This window comes from Clostridium sp. LIBA-8841, assembly GCF_034439435.1.
Taxonomy (GTDB): Bacteria; Bacillota; Clostridia; order Clostridiales; family Clostridiaceae; genus Sarcina.
The window spans coordinates 531,375-550,527 of the sequence record NZ_JAPCKJ010000003.1 but is presented as its reverse complement, the minus strand read 5'-3'; the positions used below and the strand labels follow the sequence as shown (position 1 = coordinate 550,527).

Genomic DNA, 19,153 nt, shown 5'->3' with positions numbered 1-19,153 from the left:
GAAGGGAGAATTTAAGTATGGCATATAAATTAATATGTATAGATATGGATGGAACATTATTAAATAACAAGCATGAAGTTAGTGAAAGAAATAAAGAAGCCATAAAAAAAGCTACGGAAAAAGGCGTGAAAGTAGCTGTAACAACTGGTAGATTATTTGCTTCAGCAAAATATTATGCAAGTCTTATTGGTGTTAAGACACCTATAATATCATGTAATGGAGCTTTTATAAGAGAGAAGGATGAAGATAAAGTTATATATGAATCTGTTTTAAATGAGGAACAAATAGAAAGAATATATGATGTTATAAAGAAGTATGATATTCAAATGGCATATTTTAATACACCTGATACTGTTATATCTGAGAATATAGTTCCAGAAGAACATGGATATAAGGTTATGAATAGAATGATGGGAGAATCTGATGAAAAAGTAATGTTTTCAGAAGGAGTAGATTTTAGAGAGTCTTTTAAAACTCATGGAAAACATATACTTAAAGCTATTTGTATAGAAAATGATAATAATAAATTAGATGAATTATTTAAGGCAAAAGAAGAGTTAAAGAAATATGCGGATTTTGAAGTGGTAAGTTCATCACCTAATAATTTTGAAGTTATGAATAATGGAACTTCAAAGGGAAATGCAGTAAAAGTTCTATCAGATATGCTTCATATAAATAGAGAGGAGATTATTTGCCTAGGTGATAGTGAAAATGATCTTAGTATGATAGAATTTGCTGGACTTGGAATTGCCATGGGAAATGCTGAAGAGTTTTTAAAGGAAAAAGCAGACTATATAACAGACACAAATGAAAATGATGGAGTAGCTAAGGCTATAGAAAAATTTGTATTAGATTAAGTGAAAGTCCAAATTTTGAATTTGGTATCTTGAGCTTATGCAAAATTATTTTTTTATGTAGTATAATTTTAAAAGTAAAGTATAATTAAAAAGAACTTATAAAATATGTAGAGAGTGAAAGCTCTTTCTATATTATTATAAGTTCTTTTATTTTAATGATTTATAAAGTTTTTTATTTTGGGTTTGTAGTTGTTTTAGATTCCTTCTTTGTGGTAGTAGATGTTCCTTTACTTGTGGTGGTAGTAGTTGTTGTAACTACTGTTGTAACAATTGTAGTTGAATCATCTAAATTTGAATCTTCTTTTGAGATGATTGGTTTAAATGGCCACCAGTTTGCTTTACCAAATATTTTTACCATTGCTGGTATGAATAAAGGAAGAACAACAACAACATATAAAAGAATACCTGTTAAAACTACCATAGAAATTTCAATTAATGTGAGTACTCCAGATGGAAGTAACGCTGCAAAGGTACCGCTAAGGATTATTACAGCAGAAATTATAACTCCACCCATACTTTTCATTGTTCTTATTATACGATCTTTTATAGTTCCATCAACATCTTGGTTAAATTTTGTCATTATAAATATGGAATAATCTATTCCTAAAGCCATTAGTACAACAAAACCAAAGAATGATGTTATCCATGATATTCCTGGATATCCCATTATTTTAGTAACTACAAGTTGAATTATACTTATGGATGTAAAATAAGTTAATAATAATGAAATCATTAAATATATTGGCATTGTTAAAGATCTTAATATAATAATTAATGTAATAAATACACCAACTATTACAAAAATTAAGGCTTTATCATAATCGGTATCAGCCATTTTTTTTGTTTCATAGGTTGTGCTAGCCATTCCACCAATACCAATATTAGCATTTTCTAGTTTCGTACCTTTAACGCTATCTTGAACAATAGATTCTAATTGAGGAATAGCATTAACAGCCTCATTAGAATAAGGATTTTCATTAGTTATTATATTTATTACGGCAAGTTTGCCATCTGGACTTATATATTGATTTAGTGATTGTTTGAATTCATTGTTATTGAATACTTGTACTGGAACACAAATTCCTGAAATATTATAAGAAAGATTTGACCAGTCATTTATGAATCCATTAGCATATTTAAGACCATTTTGAATTTCAGTTATTCCATTAGACCCTGCTTCAAGACCATTTGATAATTCGTTTATTTGTCCTGAAAATTCTTTGAATCCATCTTGAATTTTAGATTGTCCATTAGCTATTTGGCTTAATGCATTTGAAATTTCAGGTACCTTAGAAGAAATTTCTTCACCACCTGCTAGAGATTTTCCAAGTCCACTATCTAAGGCGTTTAATCCATTTTCAATTTCAGAAATTCCTGAGTTGAAACTTTCTAAATCATTTATTACAGTATCTTTTTTATCATTTAAATTGTTTATTAGAACCTTTAATGCCCCTATACTTTCATTTATAGATTTGATTTCTGGACTATTATTAAGAACTCCTTTTAAATTGTTAGAAGCATTATTTAATTTATTAGCATCTTCAGATAATTTTTTAAAGTTTTCATCATTAGCGATTTCAGGATGAGCTTTTAAATATTCACTTAAGTGAGAATTTAATGATGAAAGAGAGTTTTTTAGATTACTTGTATCAACATTAAATGCATTAGGATCTCCAGCTAAGGAACCAATAGTATTTAAGTTATTAAGGACATCATTAGCTGAGTTAAGTATATCAGTATAACCTTTTTCAAGCTGTGATTTGCTTAATTTTAAAGCACTTACTTTATTTAAAGCTCCATCTATAGAATCCTTTAATTCTGTAGCGCCAGTATGTTCTTCTCTTATGCTTTCAACAAGTTCATTAAGAGCACCTTGAAGATCTGAAACGCCTTCCTCAGTTTTTTTAGTACCTTCTTGAAGTTGTGCAGTTCCTTCTTCAGCACCTTTCAACTGGCTTTTAGAGGAATCTATTTTTTTACTAGCATCATTTAATCCACTATTTATTTCATTTAATCCACTATTAGCCTTATCTATTCCTTGGTGAACCTGACTAGCTTGATCATTTACATAAATCTCATCAATACGAGTACCTGTAGGTCTAGTAACACTTAAAACAGATTTTATGTCATCGCTAGAATTTTGTAAGTCATTAGAAAGTTTTTCTATAAGAGCTACGTATTCTGGTTTTCTCATATCATCATCATTTTCTATGTAGATGGAAACTGGAGAAGCTTGTCCTATTCCGAAGTCATCTGCTATTATATTAAAACCTTCCTTTGCAGAATATGTATTTCCTATTTCATTTAGATTATTAAATGATTGGTTAAAGTTATTAAATAAAATAGGAATTAAAAGTATAGCGAATATAATTCCTAATACAGGTATAGGCTTAGCAAAAGCCTTATTAGCTAGTTTAGCCCAAAGCTTATTTTCTTCAGCTTTAAAAGTTCCTTTAACAGGCCAAAAGATATTTTTGCCTAATATAATCATTACAGCAGGGAAAATTGTAAATAATGCTGTGATTAAAAATAATATACCAATTGCCACGGCAACAGCACTTCTATATAGATTAAATTCTATAAAATTAAGAGAAGCGAAAACTACAAAAACTGGGGTGGCACTAGATAAGACTGTTTTACCAGCTGTCTTAAAAGTAGTTTTTACAGCAGTGAATCCCTCATTTCCATTTGCCAATTCTCTTTTAAATCTATTTAATAAAAGGATTGAATAGTCTGTTCCTATACCAAACATAATACATATCATAAATATCTGGGTATAGTTTGAAAGTGGAAAATTAAATTTATCTGCTAAAATAGCTACAACTGATTGAGCTCCCAGATAACTTATTCCTACAGTAAGTAGAGGAATAAATGGAGTAACCACTGACCTAAATAATAATATAAGTACTATAAATATAAATATAACGGTTATAGTTTGAGTTTTATTTAATCCTTTTTGTGCAGCAACATTAACATCGTTTTCTATAAGACTTTGACCTGTTACATAGGTTTCAACACCTGGAGTTTTTAGTTTATCATTTAATGTCTTTTCAATCGTGCTTACAGAGGCTCCCTTAGGATCAATTGTCATTAAAGCTATGATAGTTTTACCATTATCTGAATTAAGTTGATTTTTTAGTTCTGGAGTATCAAAACTATCATTTATGCTCTGAATATAATCACTATTTTCTTCAGACTTTAACCTATCAATTGTATTTTTTATATTTTTTAAGTTCTCATCTGTTAATTTGCTATCAGAGTGGAAAATAGCTATGTAGCTATCATTACTGTTAAATTGATTATTTTCTTCAAGTATTTCTGAAATTTTAGAAGAATAATCATTAGGTAATTGAACTCCACCTTTTTCACTAACTAGCTTTGAGAGGGAAGGAGAAGTAAAAAATAAAAATGCTACAATTGCACACCATAGTACTAAAATAAAAAAGCTAAGTGGTTTATTAAGTTTAAATTTTTTCAATAAATTCTCTTTCATGTGGTCCCTTCTTTCTTTTACCACTTTAAATTATAATTAATTAATAAAAAGTTCATAGTTAATTATAATTTAGAGTGGTATGAGATTTTAAAAAAACTAGCTTTTTATTAAGTTTTTGTAAGTTAATTTAGAATGCTTATAAATTAATAGTACTATATATTTCTATAAATATGAACTTAGTGTTAATAGAATTAAAGCGAAAAAACACATGATTTTTTAAGAGTTTTCTTAAAAATCATGTGTTTTCTTTAAAATAGTATATTAATCGTTAGATTTACCGACACCAGAAAGTATTATTCCAGGATTATGATCTATAGCCCATGAAATACCCCAGTCATTTTGGAATATAAGTAGATTTCTATCTTTAAAGTCTTTAACTTTCTTAGTATCAGAAGTTAAGTTTAATGAATCTACATCTATATTGTCATTTTCAATCCATCTAACATATCTAAATGGAAGTCTTTCCATTTTTATATCAACGTTGTATTCATTTTTTAATCTGTATTCTAAAACTTCGAATTGAAGAACACCAACAACACCAACTATGATTTCTTCCATACCTATGTGTAATTCTTTAAATACCTGAATAGCACCTTCTTGAGCTATTTGAGTAACACCTTTTATGAATTGTTTTCTTTTCATAGTATCTATAGGTTTAACTCTAGCAAAGTGCTCAGGAGCGAATGTAGGAATTCCTTCAAATTTGAATTTTTTAGGATTTAAACATAAAGTATCTCCGATTGAGAATATACCTGGATCGAATACCCCTATAATATCTCCAGCATATGCTTCTTCAACAACCTCTCTATCTTGAGCTAAGAATTGTTGAGGTTGAGCAAGTTTAACTTTCTTACCACCTTGAACATGGAATACATCTTTTCCTTTTTCAAATTTACCAGAACATATTCTCATGAAAGCAAGTCTATCTCTATGAGCTTTATTCATATTAGCTTGTATTTTAAATACGAAAGCTGAGAATGGCTCTTCCATAGGATTAATTTCTCCTATTGATGAGTTTCTTGGTAATGGAGAAGTAGTTAATTTTAAGAAATCATTTAAGAATGGTTCAACTCCGAAGTTTGTAAGAGCTGATCCAAAGAATACAGGAGTTAATTCTCCTTTTCTAACTTTCTCTAAATCAAATTCATCACCAGCAATATCTAATAATTCAACATCTTCCATTAGTTTACTATGTAAATCTTCTCCTAAAAGTTCTTTGAATTTAGGGTCTTCTAAATCTCCAGTTATAGTTGTAACCTCACTTTGACCATGATTTCCACCGTCAAACATGTGAATTGTATTTGTAGCTCTATCGTAAACTCCTTTAAAGTTGTTTCCACATCCTATTGGCCAGTTCATTGGATAAGATTTTATTCCAAGTTCACTTTCGATATCTTCTAAAAGTTGGAATGGATCTCTAGTTTCTCTATCCATTTTGTTTACAAAAGTGAATATTGGAATTTCTCTTAATGAAGCAACTTGGAATAGCTTTCTTGTTTGATCCTCGACACCTTTAGCTCCATCAATAACCATAACAGCTGAGTCTGCAGCCATAAGTGTTCTATATGTATCCTCTGAGAAATCTTGGTGACCAGGAGTATCAAGTATGTTTATGCAGTATCCGCCATAGTTAAATTGCATAACAGATGAAGTAACAGAGATACCTCTTTGCTTTTCAATTTCCATCCAGTCAGAAACTGCGTGAGTAGCAGCTTTTCTAGCCTTTACAGAACCAGCCATTCTAATAGCTCCTCCATAAAGTAAGAATTTTTCAGTAAGAGTAGTTTTACCAGCATCAGGGTGAGAGATGATGGCAAAGGTTCTTCTTTTCTCTATTTCCTTAATTAAATCGCTCAATCTAATTTCCTCCTTGATTTTCTATGTATATTAAAATATTAACTATTTTCCTTCATTAATATATACAAATATGAAAGATTAAGAAAATAATTTAGTTTACCTCTTAAATAGCCTAGATTATTATAACATAAAATAACTGTCAAATTAATAAATAGTTTTAATATAAAAAATAGGTCATATTGTTTTATATTAATATGACCTATTTTTATATTTTTACTTAGTATTTTTCTTTTTTAGTTCTTTTATAGTAGGTAGAGTTTCCTTATTTTCTAATCCTACAATTGAAAGTATTTGTCTGGCTCTATCTTTAGTTGAACCTTCTATTATAGTATATTTAACATTTTCACTATCTAAGAATTGCTTTAGTGCATTATCAACAGCAGAAGCAGTTGATTCATCTTGCCATCTAACACCATCTTGAGTATAACCAAACTCTCTAGGAACAAAGAATACGTAGTCGTATTTTGGAAGGTCCTTAAGGGCTAAGTGATAAAGATCTTTTAATATTTCAATTTCTTTTTCAGATCTTTTTTTGTCGCCTAACATAAATCTTCCATATATATATGGTACAAAAGTTGCATAGTCAGTTAGGGCATAATCAAATTGATTTAATGATTCTTCTAAACGAAGTTGTCCTAAATAAATACCGTATTGCTCAGAAATAGTTTCTATCATGCCTTTTTCTTTAAGGTATTCTGTACTGTATTCAGTTGCGGCTCCAACATCTAAGCCTCTAATTTTAAATTCAACATAAAGTTGTTGTATTAAAGTTGTCTTCCCACATCTTGGACCACCAAGAATTGCAATTCTAATTGGCATATTAAACCCCCATTAAAGTATGTATTTATAATAAGTTAAAATTTTCATTAAAATTATTTCTGTTTGAGTATATTTTTTTACGAAAATTACATTATTTTGATTTGAATAAACTCAAATATCTAAATAAATGACAAATTTCATTATATCAATTTAGAAGTTTTATTTCAATCTTTAATAAAGAAAATGATGTTTCAAAAAGTTTAAAAAAATATAATAAGAGAAGACAAATTGTTACAATTCAATTGTTATATTTTAAAAAAATACAAGCATATGGTATAATTTTAAGTAAATATGCCAAAAAATGATGAAATGAAATATGTATTTTGATATAATTACGTAGTATTTATAAAAATAAGATGGCTATATATACTTTGTTTTAATATATTTAAGAGGTGAATTTAATGTATAAATTAGTAGCGATAGATATGGATGGGACTTTATTAAGAGAAGATAAAACTATATCTGAAAGAACTAAGGATGCTATAAAAAAAGCTAGAGAAAAAAATGTTAAGGTTGTTTTAGCAACAGGAAGACCAGTTGATGGAGTTAAAAGATATTTAGAAGAATTAGACTTATATCACAATGATGAATATGTTTTAACTTTTAATGGAGCTATAGTTAAAGAGATTGGTCCGGATAGAGTAATTTGTAGAGATACTTTAAGAGGAAACGATTTAAAATATTTACATGAAATAAGCAAAAACGTTGGAGTTAATATACATGCTTTTTCTAAAGATGGCTGTATAACTCCTAAAATGAATAAATATACGGAATTAGAAGGTAGAATAAATGGAATAGATGTTTATGAAACCAATTATAATGATGTCAAGGAAGATGAAGAAATAATAAAAATAATGATGATTGATGAACCAGAAATTTTAGAGGCTGGAATTAAAAAGTTACCAAAAGAGGTATATGAAAAATATACTGTAGTAAGAAGTGCTCCATATTTCTTAGAGTTTTTAAGTAAAACTTGTCATAAGGGTGAAGGTGTTAAGTCACTTGCTGAGAGTTTAGATATAAAAAGAGAAGAAGTTATAGCAATTGGAGATGCTGGTAATGATCTTCATATGATAGAATATGCTGGGCTTGGAGTTGCCATGGGAAATGCTTTTGATGAAGTAAAAGAAAAGGCTGACTTTGTTACTAAGAGTAACGAGGAAGATGGGGTAGCTTTCGTTTTCGAAAAGTTTGTTCTTTAATTAAAAGTGAAAAATAAAATTTGAGGAGAGTGCTAGTTTTGGTTGAAAAAAATATTTTTGCCAAAGAAGAGTTGGAAAATAAAGTTAAAGAAGATAAAATAGGATATTTATTTATAAAGAGACTTATAGATATATTAGCTTCAGCTTTAGGATTAATAATATTAAGTCCAATATTTATAATAGTATCAATTTTAATAAAATTGGATTCTAAAGGGCCAATCTTTTTTTCTCAAGAAAGAGTTGGTTTAAATGGTAAAACTTTCAATATGTACAAGTTTAGATCAATGGTAGTAAATGCAGAAGAGATTAAAGAGAGATTAAAAGAACAGAATGAAATGTCTGGTCCTATGTTTAAGATGAAAAATGATCCTAGAATAACTAAGATAGGAAAATTCATAAGAAAAACAAGTATTGATGAGTTACCTCAATTAATAAATGTCCTAAAAGGAGAGATGACTTTAGTTGGACCAAGACCAAGCTTGCCAAAAGAGGTTGTTGAGTTTGAACCTTGGATGATGGAAAGACTTACTGTTAAGCCGGGAATAACATGTTATTGGCAAGTTATGGGGAGAAATTCAATTGGATTTGAAGATTGGATGAAACTAGATGTTAAATATGTACATGAAAGATGTCTAAGTTTAGATATGAAACTTATATTTAAAACATTTTTCGTACTATTTGGAGATGAAAATGCTAGTTAATTTTAAGGAGAGTAATTGATGGTTAAGATTTTCAATCTAGATTTTTATGATAAGAATTTAGAAGATATAAAGATAGAATTAGAAAAGGATATAGATGAGAATAAAAAGGTAAGAATATATACGCCTAATGTAGATCACATAATTAATATAAAAGCAAATAATAATGTTTTTGACAAATACAGTAAGGCTGAGTATATAATTGCGGATGGATGGCCAGTTGTTGCTACTGCAAAAGCAAAAAAAACTCCAATATACAAAATAACTGGTGTTGATTTAATGGATGAATTATTAAAGATAGCTGATAAAAAGAGTTTAAATATCTTCTTTTTAGGTGCTACAGATGAAACATTGACAAAGTTAACAGATAATATTAAAAGAGATTTTAATGGCATAAAATCTGTAAGTTATAATAATGGTTATTTTAGTGAAGAAGATAATGATGAAATAGTGAAAAAAATAAATGAAACAAATTCTAATATACTTTTTGTTGGTATGGGATCTCCTAAACAGGAAATTTGGATTACTGAAAATATAGAAAAACTTAATGTAAATATTGCGATAGCTATTGGAGGAGCATTAAAAATATATTCAGAAGAAATTGAAAGAGCTCCGAAATTTGTTCAGAAAATAGGTATGGAATGGTTCTACAGATTTATGAAAGAACCTACAAGACTGTTTTCTAGATATTTTGTTAAGTATCCTAAATTTATAAAACATTTTATGGATGAAATGAAGAGGTAATTAATGATAAATGTTTTAACGATTGATTTAGGTAGAGATTATGGTGGCGCTGAAAAAGTAATAGAGAATTTGTTTTTTTATAATTATTCAGATATAAATATGCATTTAGTAGCTTTGAAGGATACTAAATTTTTTGAGGTGATAGAATCTAAAGATAATAAGCAAAATTGTGTATTTATTGAAAATGATAAAAAGAAAATTTTAAAGAGTTTATTTGAAGTGAAAAAGTATATAGAAAATAATAAAATAGATATAATTCATGCTCATGGAGTTACCTCTGAAATTTTTGGAGTTTTATTAGCTAAGATGACTAAGCGTAAATTAGTTACTACTATTCATAGTAGGGCTGATTTTGATACTACAAATGAATTGAAAGGGAAAATATACTGTTTTCTTCAAAAAGTATTATTAAAATATAATAGTAAATATATAGTTGTTTCTGATGCTTTAAGTGATTTTTTTATTAATGAAATGAAAGTAGATTCGAAAAAGATTGATACTATTATAAATGGAATAAAGCCTTTAGAAAAAAGAAAAAAAAATTTAAATGATGTTTTTACAATAAGTACAATAGGTAGACTAACTCCAGTAAAAGCACATAAAAAATTAATAGATGCTTTAATAGAATTAAAAAAAGAAAATGTTAAGTTTAAGTGTGTAATAGCAGGAAATGGAGAATTAGAAAAAGAGTTAAAAGAATTTGCAAATGAAAATAATATGACAAATGAAATAAAGTTTTATGGCTTTATAGATGATGTTAGGGATGTTTTAGATGAAAGTAACTGTTTAATAATACATTCTGATATGGAAGGGTTACCTATAACACTATTAGAGACTATGAGTTATGATGTTCCTATAATTGCTCACCAAATAGGAGGAATTGCTGGAGTCATTAATGAAAAAAATGGAATACCAATGAAGAGAAATGATGCTAATGAAATTAAAAATAAAATTAAATTCTGTATGCAAAATGAAGAGGAAATTAAATTAAGAGCAAAACAAGCAGAAATAGATTTTATTAACAAATATGAAATTAGTAAGTTTATAAATTCTTATTGTGAATTATATAAAAGTTTACAATAGTGGAGGATGTTTATATGAATTTGAAAAATGAAAAATACAATTTAATACCCATAATAGTATTATATTTATTCGCTTTAGTTTTAATAAAAGTAATTGTTCTAGATAATTTTAATTATTTTTATTTTGTAACACTTATTTCAGGATTATTTATACTTTATAGAATAAGAATATTAGGGAGCATAAGAGGATTCTTAGATAAAAATAGAGATTTGAAGCCTTTTTATTACATAACTGCTATATATGCGATATATGTTTTAGTACTTACTTTAGTAAAAATGCCTAGTGCAATAGTTTATTCTGCAAATATAGTAATTCCATTTATAACTATGTTATTTTTAATTTATGATTTTGTTAATAGTGATTACATAATAGAGAAATTAAATAAATTTATTTTTTATATATTTTTAATAACAGCAATAGCAGCAATTGTTATGGTTATTCTAGGGTATAGTAAAATAGATTTATCTTTTGAACATGGAATATATTTAACACCAACAAAAACCTATCTTATGTGGGATCATGAGATTAGATTATCATGGCTGACTTCACATAAAAGTAGATATGCTCTTTACTGCTTAATAGGTATATTCTTTGTTAACTATAATAAGTTTGTAAATAAGAAAATGAAGATTTTTACAATAATATTACTTTACATAAACTTGATACTATCAAGTTCTATTACATCTATTGCAATAGGAGGACTAGCATTAATATTTATATTAAAAGATATGATATTAAGTTTATTCTGTAGATTCAGATGGTTAAAAATATTAACTATGGTAGGCGTACCTATAATAGGGGTTGTGGGTATTTGGATTGTAAGTATGAAAAGAAACATATTTACTTTAGGGTCTAGATTATATATTTGGCAAAGTGCAATGCATCAAATAGGCTCAGATCCTATGGGAAATGTATCTATGGGAAGTGATTTTCTTATGACAAATCCTAATTTGGATTTCCCATTTACAAATGGACATAATATTTTCATAAATGAATTAATTGAAAGAGGAATTATTGGTTGTATTTTATTTGTAGCATTAATATTAGCAATGTTATTTATATATTATAGAAATAGAAGAATAGAATATTTAGTTGCCAATATATTATTTATTGCTGGTGGATGTATAGATTATACTATAGCAGCTGAAATGACTTATATTTTTTGGTTTATAAATGCTTTATGGATTGCAGAATCTATAAAAAATAATAGAACTGAAAATATATTTTATAAATAGGGAGGCTGCATAGGGTGAATTCAGTTAAAATTTCAGTAATAATGGGTGTTTATAATGAAGAAGAAATATGGGTTCGTGAAAGTATTGAGTCAATATTAAATCAAACATATAAAAACTTAGAGTTTGTAATAATACTAGATAATCCAGAGAATAAAAAATTAAAATCAGTAATAGAAGAATATTCTAAAAATGATGATAGAATAAAATTTTATGTAAATGAGAAAAATTTAGGATTAATAGATACTTTAAATAAAGCTATAAGCCTTTCAAGTGGTGAGTACATTGCAAGAATGGATTCAGATGATATAGCAATTAACACTAGATTAGAAGAACAAATGAATTTTATAATTAATAATCCAGAATATGAGCTTATCGGAACGAAAGTTCAGTATATAGACGATATTGGAAATGAAATTCTTTTAGAAGATAATAGAGTTTGTAGCTATGAAGATATAAAAAAATATTTAAAATATGATAACCCATTTGCTCATCCAACTATTATTTATAAGACTGATACAGTTAAAGAGTTAGGTGGATATGACAAAGCATTGTATGCAGAGGATTATGAATTAATAATAAAGTTTGTTGTTAATGGGAAAAAGGTGTGTAATTTAGATAAAAAATTATTAAAGTATAGGTTAAGAGATACTGGAATTTCAATAAGTAAGAAAGATTATCAGATTACAACAACTCAGTTTTTACAAAAAACTTATAAGAAGCACTTGAAGGATAATACTTTATATAATTTAAATTTAAAAGAATTAGATAGGTTGTTACTTAAAGATGATTCAAGTTGGAATAAGAAAGCTTATGAATTACATAAAAAGGCTTTAGACCTAGGAAAAAATAACAATAAGGTTTCAAAAGGTTTTTATGTTTTATTAATAAGTATAATTTCGCCTAAATATTTTACTTGGTATAAAAATAAAGTAGCTGTAAAAATATTATTTAAATAAGAGTTATTAATGAAAAATATAAAGTGAAATAATTTTATTATAATATAGAGGATAATTAATGAAGAATTTAATTAATAGTTTTAAAAATAATAAATTCTTAAACAATTTTATTGTCTTGCTAACTGGAGAGGGTGTTGTATCATTAATTGGAATGCTTAGTATGATGATAATCATAAAAGCTATTGGGTTAGAATTTAATGGTATGATATTATCAATTCAAACATATTGTCTATTATTAAATAATATTTTTGGATTTAAATCTTTCCAAGCTCTAATAAAGTATGTTGCAGTAGCATTTGAGCGTAAAGATAATGAGAAGGTTAAGGATTATATATATCAGTCATATGCACTTGATATAATTGCTGTAATATTAGCAACATTTTTTAGTTTTGTATTCTTAAATATGTATGGAAGATTTATGGATTGGAATAGTCATATGATCTTTTATGCAAAAATATTTATATGGGCATCAATATTCCAAATACAAGGAACACCAATTGGTATATTAAGAACATTTAACAAGTTTAATTATATAACCTATAGTAATGTTTTAGTAGCTATTGCAAGATTAATATTATATTTAATAGGAATAGTAGGCGGATTTAATTTCAATTATTATTTTTATTCAGAGGTAATATTATTTATACTTCCAAATGTATTAATAAACTATTTGGCTTACAAAGCATTAAAAGAGAAAAAATTAACAGATTTCTATAAAAGAAAGTTAAATATAGATAAGGGATTCTTTATGTTTAATTTTTATAGTAATATATCATCAACCATAGATATACCAGTAGGAACTCTTACAACTGTAATAATAAATAAATATTTAGGTTATTCACAAATATCTATATATAAAGTTTTTGAGAAAATAGGTTCAATTATTGGTAAATTAGGTTCACCACTAGGACAAATAATTTACCCTGAAATGAACGAAAGAATAGCTAAGAAAAATTATAAAAGTGCTAAAAAAATGAATGATAAGCTTATGTATTCAATTTTTGCTTTAGGAACTGTAATAATAGTTTTAGCTTATTTTACTCATGAATTATGGTTAGGATTCTTTATTCCAAATTATGATGATTATGTATTCTCATTAATGTTTTATTTAATATTTGTTGTATTTATAAATGGAACTGTAGGAGTACATAGTTTGTTTATAGCATTAAATTATATAAAATATACAATTCCTATTTTATTAGGTGTTAATGCCGTATATTTAGTTGCAATTTATTTCTTAGTAAATACTTTTGGATTAAATGGAGTAATATTAGCTTTAAGTTTACAAGCCTTTGTAGTTGTTATGTTTAAGCTAGTAATTATGAGAAAAAATAATTATAGAGAAAAAATATAACAAAAAAGCTACTAGTTTTTACTAGTAGCTTTTTTGTTAAAGTAGAGAAGAGATTAGTTTATTTAATTCAGTAGCTTGATTTTCTAATGAATATTTAGATACATATTCACTACAATTTTTTTTCATGTCATTTAATAAATCTCTATTAGTTAATAATAGTGTTAAAGTTTTAGCTAAATCCTCTTCAGTAGAAATAACTTTACCACATCTTCCATCATTACTTAATTCCTTGACTCCCCCAACATTAGTAGAAACAAAAGGACAATTTAATGACATTGCTTCTACAATTACAGTGGGGAAAGCTTCTTTCTTAGATGTTAAAGCTAATATAGATGCTGACTTTATATATGGATAAGGATTATTTGTATATCCAAGTAATTCTATATTATTTTGAAGGGAATTTTCTTTTATTAAGTTAGTTAGTAATTCGCGTTCATTTCCTTCGCCTAAAATTTTAACTTTTATATTAGGAAGACTCTTTTTTACCTCTTTTATTGAATTTATAAGTAATGAAAAATTCTTATTTTCATCTAAACGTCCTATAGCTATTATATCTATTGGATCAATAGAAGTTTCATCAGATTTTTTTATGATTTCATCAAAATTATATCCATTAAATATCTTAACCGTTTTATTTGAAAACTCTGGATATATAGTTTTTATCATAGATTCAGTTTTTTCAGAAATCGAAATTATGTAATCTGCTTCCTTCAAAGCTTTTTTTTGATTTTTATATAAATGTTTCATTTTAAATTTTTCTTTACCGCTAAATTTAGAATAGTCTAGGTTTTCTATAAACTCATGAAACCACATTAATTTTTTTCCTTTAAAAGTAGAGGCTACAAAACTAGGGTATAAGTAATTGAAGGATATTACTATATCAAAATCTTCTTTTATATAAAATTTTTTAATAAATGAAGGAAAATTTTCTAGTAAAAAGAATAAAAACTTTCTTTTTATTTTATAAGGAATAGAATTTTCAAGATGTGTGTTTTTAAATAAAAAACCTAGGTATTTAAATAAAGTACTATTAGTATCAAAGTTATGATGACCTTTTTCTATTTCAAATAAACTTATATCAAAGTTATAATTTTTTAAGGCATTTAACAAGTTGGAAAGTATTTTTTCAGAACCACCACCATTACTAAATGTCCATGGTATAAATAAAATTTTCATTTAAAACTCCTTAATTTTATATATAATTTTACATATTTATTATACTATAAAGTGAAAAAATTAAAAGTATGAAATGATTTTATTATCAATTTTTGTTAAAAAATTGATAATAAAGTTAAGTAAAAACTCTTATATTTTAACAAATTTAAAAAAAATTGTTTTTGCATTAAATATTTTTGAAAATTAATGGGTAATATGATAAGATTATTGTGTTAATATACGGTAAAATAGAAATTTATAGATAGAGAGGATTTATATGAAAAGAATAGCGCTAATTGTTGCAATAGCATTAAGTACTAGTTTAGTAGGGAATTTAAGTGTACAAGCTAGTGAGGTTAATTCAAACCAAAAGGATACAGTTATTACTGAGAAAAAAGATGACACTTCTAAAGATTCTAATGAAGGTACAGCTAAAGAAAAAGATTCTAAAAATCTAGAAAACAATCAAGATGACATAAGTAAAGATGAAATTGACATAAATAAAGATAAGAATTTATATGATAAATTTGAAACTGAATCACCAAATAATGGAGTTATGATGTTTGCAGTTCAAAATGTAGCTAATGAAAACATTATTTCTGATACAAAAGTAACTCAAAAAATAGCAGAAGAATGGGCAAAATCAAAAGGTGCTACAGATGAGTTTATAGGATTAGCAAGTTTATATTGGAAATATGCTAAAGATCATGGCGGAGTAAATCCAGCAGTAGCTTATGCACAATCAGCGAAGGAGACTGGTTATGGTAAGTTTGGTGGAGTAATAGATGCAACTTATCATAATCCTTGTGGATTAAAAACAAGACAAGGTGGAGAGGATAATGATCCAAATGCTCATTTCAGATTTGAAAACTGGGATCAAGGTGTACAAGCTCATCTAGATCATTTAGCTTTATATGCTGGTGCGAATGGATATCCAAGAAAGGATACATATGATCCAAGACATTTTGATAGTATTTGTGGAAAAGCTAAGACTGTAGAAGAATTAGGTGGAGCTTGGGCACCAAATCCATCTTATGGATTAGAAGTTTTAAATTTATATAATGAAATGGCAGCTAAAGCTGATGAAGTTAAGAATGGATGGATTCAAGAAAATAATAACTGGTATTACTATGAAAATGATAAAAAAGTAACTGGATTAAAGGATATTGATGGTTATACTTATTATTTTGATGAAAATGGAATTAGACAAGCTGGGTTTATTGATATAAAAGGAAATAGATATTACTTCAATGAAGACGGAAAAATGCATAAAGGTTGGAAAGACATTGGAGATAAGAGTTATTATTTAGATGTTAATACTGGAGAAATGGCGACTGGATTAAAGGTATTAGGTGGAAATACATTCTACTTTACTAATGATGGAGTAATGAGTAAAGGCTTTACAGAAATAGATGGAAAAACTTATTACTTTAATGACTTAGGAAGAATGCATAAAGGATGGATAGATTTAGGAGATAAGAGCTATTATTTAGATGTTAATACTGGAGAAATGGCAATTGGATTAAAGGTATTAGGTGGAAATACATTCTACTTTACTAATGATGGAGTAATGAGTAAAGGCTTTACAGAAATAGATGGAAAAACTTATTACTTTAATGACTTAGGAAGAATGCATAAGGGATGGATAGATTTAGGAGATAAGAGCTATTATTTAGATGTTAATACTGGAGAAATGGCAACTGGATTTAAAGTACTAGGAGGGAAAACATTCTATTTTACTAATGATGGAGTAATGAGTAAAGGAATAGTAGAAGTTGATGGTGAAACTTATTACTTTAATGATTTAGGAAGAAGAGAAACAGGTTGGATAACTTCAGGAAATAATAAATATTATTTCAATGAAGATGGAAAAGCTCACAAAGGTTTCTTAGATTTTGATGGAAAAAAATATTATTTCAATGAAAAAGGTGTTATGCAAAAAGGTAAACTTGTCATTGATGGAAAAACTTATTACTTTAATAATGATGGAGAAATGATTACTCACGGTTGGTTTGAAGATAATGGAAAAAAATATTATTTAAATGAAGATGGTACACTTCAAGTAGGTTGGAAAAAAATTGATGGTAATTTATATTATTTTAATGCTGATGGAGCTATGAGAAGTGGATGGCTTGATATGGGCAGTAAAAGATATTATTTCAATGAAGATGGAAGAATGCACATTGGATGGCTAGATTTAGATAATAAGAGCTATTATTTTGATGAAAATGGAGTAATGGCAACAGGCTTTAAAGAATTAGGTGGAAAAACATTCTACTTTACTAATGATGGAGTAATGAGTAAAGGATTAGTAGATATAGATGGAAATACTTATTACTTTAATGATTTAGGAAGAATGCAAGTAGGTTGGATAACTACTAATAATAATAAATATTATTTCAATGCTGATGGAAAAATGCATAAGGGATGGAAAGACATTGGAGATAAGAGTTATTATCTAGATATAAATAATGGAGAAATGGCAACAGGCTTTAAAGTATTAGGAGGAAAAACATTCTACTTTACTAATGATGGAGTAATGAGTAAGGGACTTGTTAAAATAGATGGAAATACTTATTATTTTAATGATTTAGGAAGAATGGAAACAGGATGGGTAACTATAGGTGTTGAAAAATATTATTTCAATGCTGAAGGTAAAATGCAAACAGGTTGGATGACTATAGATAATAATAAATATTATTTCAATGCCGATGGAAAAATGCATAGAGGTTGGAAAGATATTGGAGATAAGAGTTATTATCTAGATATAAATAATGGAGAAATGGCAACAGGATTTAAGGAATTAGGTGGAAATACATTCTACTTTACCAATGATGGAGTAATGAGTAAAGGGTGGACAGAAATAAACGGTGATAAATATTACTTTAATGATTTAGGAAGAATGCAAATAGGTTGGCAAATTATTGAAGGAAAAGAATATTACTTCTATCCTGAAAGTGGAATTATGGCAAAAAACACTACAATAGATGGAAAAGAAATTGACGAGAATGGTGTAGCAACAGATATTTCTAGAAAATTAATTGTAGTAGATCCAGGACATAATTATGGTGGTGACTATGGAGCAGAGTCAACTATTGATGGTGTAAAATATAGTGAAACAGAATTAGATATGTTTATTGCTGATAAATTAAGAAATGAGCTTGAAAAGCAAGGATATTCTGTTATATTAACAAGACAATTATTTGAGAGACCTATGGATGATTTAAGTACAAGTATTGCTAAAAGAGTAGATTTGGCAAATGGACTAAATGCTTCTGCATTCATCAGTATACATCATGACTCATCTTCTAGTATTATGGCTAAAGGAGTAACAACATTTTATAGTAGTTGGAAATCCGGATTAGATAATACAGATATAGTTCCAGGAAAAGATCCTAATGGGTATGATTGGTATGATTTAAGTGTTGATTTAACTCCAACAAAAGAAGCTTTAGTTGGAAAGGACTTAGCTAAAACTATAGTAAATAATTTATCATCAGATGTTAATTATTCTAATAGAAAAGAGCATGATAGAAACTTAGGTGTTACTAAGAGAACTAATATGCCAGCAGTATTAGTTGAAAATGGATTTATTACCAATCCAGATGAAGCTAAGAAAGCTGCAGATCCTAAAAATCAACAAAAAATAGCAGAATCAATTGCAAAGTCAGTTAAACAAGTTATAGGGTAATAAATTGAA

13 protein-coding genes and 1 pseudogene are annotated in these 19,153 nt (G+C 27.3%); 10 read left to right on the top strand and 4 right to left on the bottom strand.

All coding sequences use genetic code 11. The annotated features are described in order from the left end of the window. The first annotated feature begins 17 nt into the window (after positions 1-17). Positions 18-857 carry a Cof-type HAD-IIB family hydrolase gene (locus OIF33_RS10995; RefSeq protein WP_322504292.1) on the top strand — a complete coding sequence of 280 codons (840 nt, stop codon included), beginning with the start codon at positions 18-20 and terminating at the stop codon, positions 855-857. Positions 858-1,029: 172 nt separating this feature from the next. Here the strand turns inward: OIF33_RS10995 and OIF33_RS10990 are convergent, their stop codons facing one another. From OIF33_RS10990 to OIF33_RS10980, 3 genes are all read right to left on the bottom strand, one after another. Further along, positions 1,030-4,350 (bottom strand): MMPL family transporter, encoded by a 3,321-nt coding sequence (locus OIF33_RS10990; RefSeq protein ID WP_322504291.1) that lies wholly within the window; start codon positions 4,348-4,350, stop codon positions 1,030-1,032. Between the two features lie 261 nt (positions 4,351-4,611). Then, a complete protein-coding gene (locus OIF33_RS10985) occupies positions 4,612-6,207 on the bottom strand; it encodes a peptide chain release factor 3 (protein WP_322504290.1) in 1,596 nt (531 codons plus the stop codon). A 213-nt stretch (positions 6,208-6,420) separates the two neighbouring features. Next, complete coding sequence (locus tag OIF33_RS10980) at positions 6,421-7,026, bottom strand: ATP-binding protein (protein ID WP_322504289.1); 606 nt, start codon at positions 7,024-7,026, stop codon at positions 6,421-6,423. A gap of 401 nt (positions 7,027-7,427) precedes the next feature. On the opposite strand from OIF33_RS10980, the gene yidA reads away from it, so the two are divergent. The 7 genes from yidA to OIF33_RS10945 are packed head-to-tail and all read left to right on the top strand — an operon-like array spanning position 7,428 to position 14,298. Next, positions 7,428-8,228 (top strand): sugar-phosphatase, encoded by an 801-nt coding sequence (yidA, locus tag OIF33_RS10975; RefSeq protein ID WP_322504288.1) that lies wholly within the window; start codon positions 7,428-7,430, stop codon positions 8,226-8,228. 53 nt (positions 8,229-8,281) lie between these two features. Continuing rightward, positions 8,282-8,929 (top strand): sugar transferase, encoded by a 648-nt coding sequence (locus tag OIF33_RS10970; RefSeq protein ID WP_322504324.1) that lies wholly within the window; start codon positions 8,282-8,284, stop codon positions 8,927-8,929. A gap of 18 nt (positions 8,930-8,947) precedes the next feature. Continuing rightward, positions 8,948-9,670 (top strand): WecB/TagA/CpsF family glycosyltransferase, encoded by a 723-nt coding sequence (locus OIF33_RS10965; RefSeq protein WP_322504287.1) that lies wholly within the window; start codon positions 8,948-8,950, stop codon positions 9,668-9,670. A 3-nt stretch (positions 9,671-9,673) separates the two neighbouring features. Then, on the top strand, positions 9,674-10,753 hold the full coding sequence (locus OIF33_RS10960) for a glycosyltransferase (RefSeq protein ID WP_322504286.1): 1,080 nt from the start codon (positions 9,674-9,676) through the stop codon (positions 10,751-10,753). 14 nt (positions 10,754-10,767) lie between these two features. After that, entirely contained in the window at positions 10,768-11,988 is a 1,221-nt protein-coding gene (locus tag OIF33_RS10955; RefSeq protein WP_322504285.1) for a hypothetical protein, read from the top strand. 14 nt (positions 11,989-12,002) lie between these two features. Then, positions 12,003-12,944: a glycosyltransferase gene (locus OIF33_RS10950; protein WP_322504284.1), complete on the top strand. Its 942-nt coding sequence runs from the start codon at positions 12,003-12,005 to the stop codon at positions 12,942-12,944. Between the two features lie 58 nt (positions 12,945-13,002). Next, entirely contained in the window at positions 13,003-14,298 is a 1,296-nt protein-coding gene (locus OIF33_RS10945; RefSeq protein ID WP_322504283.1) for a lipopolysaccharide biosynthesis protein, read from the top strand. Positions 14,299-14,334: 36 nt separating this feature from the next. Here the strand turns inward: OIF33_RS10945 and OIF33_RS10940 are convergent, their stop codons facing one another. Further along, complete coding sequence (locus OIF33_RS10940; protein WP_322504282.1) at positions 14,335-15,474, bottom strand: glycosyltransferase; 1,140 nt, start codon at positions 15,472-15,474, stop codon at positions 14,335-14,337. A 535-nt stretch (positions 15,475-16,009) separates the two neighbouring features. Here OIF33_RS10940 and OIF33_RS17095 point away from each other — a divergent pair. Next, a pseudogene (locus tag OIF33_RS17095) lies at positions 16,010-16,777 on the top strand (glucosaminidase domain-containing protein); the annotation flags it as partial. A 3-nt stretch (positions 16,778-16,780) separates the two neighbouring features. Continuing rightward, on the top strand, positions 16,781-19,144 hold the full coding sequence (locus OIF33_RS10935) for an N-acetylmuramoyl-L-alanine amidase (protein ID WP_416173356.1): 2,364 nt from the start codon (positions 16,781-16,783) through the stop codon (positions 19,142-19,144). Positions 19,145-19,153: the final 9 nt, after the last annotated feature.